Origin of the sequence: Novipirellula sp. (assembly GCF_041583735.1) — a bacterium.
Taxonomy (GTDB): domain Bacteria; phylum Planctomycetota; class Planctomycetia; order Pirellulales; family Pirellulaceae; genus Novipirellula.
On the sequence record NZ_JBFHFD010000718.1, the window covers coordinates 1 to 4,237 of the forward strand.

The 4,237-nt window shown below is 55.6% G+C and carries 4 protein-coding genes; all 4 read right to left on the bottom strand.

Annotated features, from left to right (window positions below):
• Positions 1-1,094 (bottom strand): hypothetical protein (locus tag ABX962_RS31555; protein ID WP_372725563.1); only part of this gene is annotated, 1,094 nt, incomplete at its 3' end.
• 236 nt (positions 1,095-1,330) lie between these two features.
• Positions 1,331-1,876, bottom strand: coding sequence for a hypothetical protein (locus ABX962_RS31560; protein ID WP_372725565.1), 546 nt, complete (start codon positions 1,874-1,876; stop codon positions 1,331-1,333).
• A 246-nt stretch (positions 1,877-2,122) separates the two neighbouring features.
• Positions 2,123-3,742 (bottom strand): chaperonin GroEL, encoded by a 1,620-nt coding sequence (gene groL, locus ABX962_RS31565; protein ID WP_008699029.1) that lies wholly within the window; start codon positions 3,740-3,742, stop codon positions 2,123-2,125.
• A 65-nt stretch (positions 3,743-3,807) separates the two neighbouring features.
• Positions 3,808-4,125 carry a co-chaperone GroES gene (gene groES / locus ABX962_RS31570; protein WP_008699031.1) on the bottom strand — a complete coding sequence of 106 codons (318 nt, stop codon included), beginning with the start codon at positions 4,123-4,125 and terminating at the stop codon, positions 3,808-3,810.
• Positions 4,126-4,237 lie beyond the last annotated feature (112 nt).

The window sequence follows — 4,237 nt, forward strand, 5'->3', positions numbered from 1 at the left end:
CTGCGTTTGACATACCGCGAGCGAATGGATTTGGTCGAGTCAATCAGGAACGCGGTGTTTTTGTACGGCCCTTGGTCGCGTCCGCCGTCATCGTAGGTTTTTCCGCCCGCTAACAATTCGCTTGGAACGCCTGGAAAGGGATCGATTGCCGGATTAGGAGCTTCGGAATTCATCGCGGTTTGGACTTCATCGCGAAAATCTTCTAGCGAAATATGGTAGTGCCCCAGCGATGACTCGGGCCAAATGTACAAATCGATTGGCGGGGGCGCCGAGCGAGACATCCGTTGCATTTCGCTGACGCTGCCCATCTTGCTGGGATCCACTTGCACTGCGGCCACTCGAATCGAATCGGCTTGCCCAGCAAGGTCTTGCCACTGCGACGCTCGCCATTGCCCTGCCATGCAAGCGATCGCAATCAGCGATGCGCCCATGCCAAATTCGATCCAATCACGCCGACACTCATGATGCAGTCCTAGGCGTGCGAGTGACACGGTTGCCAGCATCACCAAAAATGCGACTCCCGACGTTCCCGTCACCTCCGCAATCTGGATGAGGCGTAAGTACGCCAATACGGTGTGGGCGAGTGACCAACCGAAAATCTGAGGATGAAAAAACTCGATCGCAACCCAAATAGGGACCAACAACCACAACCAACTTCGCCCACGTGATGAATCGGCTTCTGCGGTCGTCGGTTGTCGCGACAACGCGCTCGCCGAATACCCCAGCATTGCAAAGGCCAACGATTCCCAGCCAACTAGCCCTAGAAACACGACATGTGACATCGTTTCGGATAGGTTTGTCGTGCTCGAGATCGACTTGGGAGCCCAGTGGAATGCGATCCCGAGCGAGATCATCCCGACCAAAAACGAACCCGCCGTTGCCATCAGTCTCCGTCGGCGCGCTGCGAACAAAATCAGCGCGACCCAGCCAAGGGTGCCCACCAAAAACCAGTTGGGATACAACCAGGGGGTTCCGATCAGCACGGCGATCGCAGCGCATTTCAGTAGTGCCGCAGGCAAATTCCACGCCGCATTAGCAAGGGGATCGCCGCTTGATTTATCGCTGGATGGGGCTGTTGGATTGTCGTCTGGCACGATGTTGTTTCAAAAGAGGAACGATCGTTCCCGATTATAAACAACCTTCGCAGCGTGTGGGGTGCGGTACCTCCCCCGGTTTGCAAGGGCGGATTTTCGCCCCAGTCGCGTCGCGGCGGACCGAATGAAATGGGACTGCTAACCGCGATTCCGCTTGCGGTCGGTTTGTGCAAGCGGTTTGTGCAAGCAGAGCGGGCAAACCGAGGCAGTTCAGCAGGTTTCGGGCTCGCGAGATATCAAGTGATCAGTAGATTTCCGCCCTGCTCTCCTTCTTCGATTTCGCGGCGAACCTCGCGGAGCCCATAGGCGCACAGTTCAAACTGTTCACTCAATCGATACAGCAAATCGCAGGATGGACGGTCTTCGCCCCCTTCGATTTCCGCGGCGATCGCATAGGCGCGTTTGCCTTGACGACAGTAGTCGACGAAGCCATCAGGAGAGGTTTCGGGTTGTATTTTTCGCAGACTTTCCGGATACATCCCCGACCAGAACAGCGTGAAATCGCCGATGTGACGATGGACCTCGCGGCGAGCAATTCCGACGCGACGATCGGCTTCGACAACCATCTGAAAAACCTCGGTTGCCGGCTTTCCATTAGGACGTCGCACACGGTGCAACGATTCGACACGGACGAATCGCAACAGCAACTCGCTGAGATAGTCGACCAATTGGACGTCGGCGACGCCTAACTTCGACAAAAAGATGCACTCACTTAGACCCGCAAAGAAACGCTCGATAGTCGAGTGTTCCGGGGACGGATTCTCGTTCGGACCTGGCTTCATCTTAGCCTCCGCGATATTTAGAGCATCGGAAGGGGACGCGAGGGTTTCGCGGCCTGTTTCAACATCTAGTATAGTTAGCTGGCCAGATCAAGAGAAATTTATTTGTAACCAGGACAAGGGCAGCGAATCCGCGACCGTGGGCAGTGTAATGGCGTCCCCCCTTTTGGGTCGGCGCAAAAAAAACGACCGGCGGATTGCTCCGCCGGTCGCTCTATGATGAAGCGTTGATCTTTCGATCGGGTGACACTAGTACATGTCGTGATCGCCGCCGTGACCGCCTGCTTTCTTCGCAGTCGGCTTCTCGGCTACCAACGCGTCGCTTGTCAACAGCAACGTTGCAACACTCGCAGCATTGCCAAGTGCAGTTCGGGTTACCTTGGTGGGGTCGATGACGCCCGCTTTGACGAGGTCTTCGTAGGTGTCGGTGAGGGCGTTGTAGCCTTCGTTGTTCTTCATGCCGACAACCTTCTCGCAAACGATCCCGCCGTCTTGGCCGGCGTTTTCCGAGATCATGGTGATCGGAGCGCGGCAAGCGCGAAGGACAATGTTGTAGCCGACGATTTGATCTTCGTTCAGATCGTCGCCAGGTTTGACCTTGCTTGATGCACGAAGCAGAGCCACGCCACCGCCCGGCAGAATGCCTTCTTCAACCGCAGCACGGGTAGCGTGAAGGGCGTCTTCGACGCGAGCCTTCTTCTCTTTCATTTCGCTTTCGGTCGCAGCACCGACGTTGACCTTGGCAACACCGCCAGCCAATTTGGCCAAACGCTCTTCGAGCTTTTCTTTGTCGTAGTCGCTGGTGCTCAGTTCGATCTCGCGGCGGATCTGGTCGATACGCGCCTTGATGTCCGAGCTCTTGCCAGCACCTTCGATGATCGTGGTGTTGTCTTTGTCGATGATGACCTTCTTGGCGCGGCCAAGTTGTGGCAGGTCAACGCTTTCGAGCTTGACACCCAACGCTTCGAAGATCGCTTGACCGCCGGTCAGGATTGCGATGTCTTCCATCATTGCTTTGCGACGATCGCCGTAGCCAGGAGCCTTCACGGCGGCCACTGCGAATGTGCCACGCAGACGGTTGATGACCAAAGTGGCCAATGCTTCGCCGTCGACGTCTTCGGCGATGATCAACAAAGGCTTGCCTTGTTGAACCACCTTTTCCAACATCGGAACCATGTCCTTGATGTTGCTGATCTTCTTTTCGAAAACCAAGATGTAAGCGTCTTCGAGTACGGCTTCCATTGTTGCCGAATCGGTGACGAAGTAAGGCGACAAGTAGCCGCGATCAAACTGCATCCCCTCGACCCACTCTTGCTCGGTGTGAAGGCTCTTGCCTTCGTCGACGGTGATGACGCCGTCCTTGCCCACCTTGCTCATCGCGTCGGCAAGCAAGTTTCCGATTTCTCGGTCATTGTTGCTGGCGATCGTGGCAACGTTTGCCATTGCTTCTTTGTCTTTGACCTTGGTCGCCATCGAGTGCAATTTTTCGGTCAAATCCGAAACCGCTCGCTCGATACCCGACTTCAACTGCACGGGGTTCACGCCCGCCACGACAGCTTTGAGGCCTTCGTTGAAGATCGCTTCGGCCATCACGGTCGCGGTCGTGGTTCCGTCGCCCGCAACGTCGCTGGTGCGGCTTGCGACTTCGCGAACCATTTGAGCGCCCATGTTTTCATAGACGTCTTCAAGTTCGATTTCCTTGGCAACGGTAACACCGTCTTTGGTGACCGTCGGGCTTCCGAAGCTCTTTTGCAAGATAACGTTGCGGCCCTTAGGACCGAGAGTGACCTTGACGGTGCGAGCCAATTTGGAAACACCGCGGCGGATCGCTTCGCGAGCTTCCTGGTCGTAGGCAATAATCTTTGGCATGGGAGATGTTGTTCCAGTTTTTCGAGGGATTGTTTTGTTTTACCGGCTTGGTTTCGACCGGGAGATTACTCGATAACAGCCAAGACGTCGTCTTCACGCATCAGCAGGTATTCGACGCCGTCGACTTCGATGTTCTCGCCAGCGTAGCTGCTGAATAGAACCTTTTCGTTAGGCTTCAGTTGGCAAGCGGCGCGGGTTCCATCGTCGAGCAATTTGCCGTTGCCGACAGCCACGACGGTGCCGCGAGCTGGTTTTTCTTGAGCCGAATCGGGCAGCACGATGCCGCCAGCCGTCATCTGCTCGCTCTCTTCACGTTGGATCACGATACGTTCGCCGAGGGGTTGCAAGCGAATCTTCGAGTTCTTCTTGGTGGCAGTCGCCATCTCCGTGACACCTTTCGTCTATCAGGACAGAAATTTGAGTTGTTATTTAGGCAGACCCTTGCCATGCGTCAAAACGAATCGATGCACAAATGGCAGGGAGCCACGACTTGGA

Coding starts and splice junctions, on each gene's coding strand:
- ABX962_RS31560 (WP_372725565.1), bottom strand. CDS start 1,876: ATGAAGCCAGGTCCGAACGAGAATCCGTCCCCGGAACACTCGACTATC.
- groL (WP_008699029.1), bottom strand. CDS start 3,742: ATGCCAAAGATTATTGCCTACGACCAGGAAGCTCGCGAAGCGATCCGC.
- groES (WP_008699031.1), bottom strand. CDS start 4,125: ATGGCGACTGCCACCAAGAAGAACTCGAAGATTCGCTTGCAACCCCTC.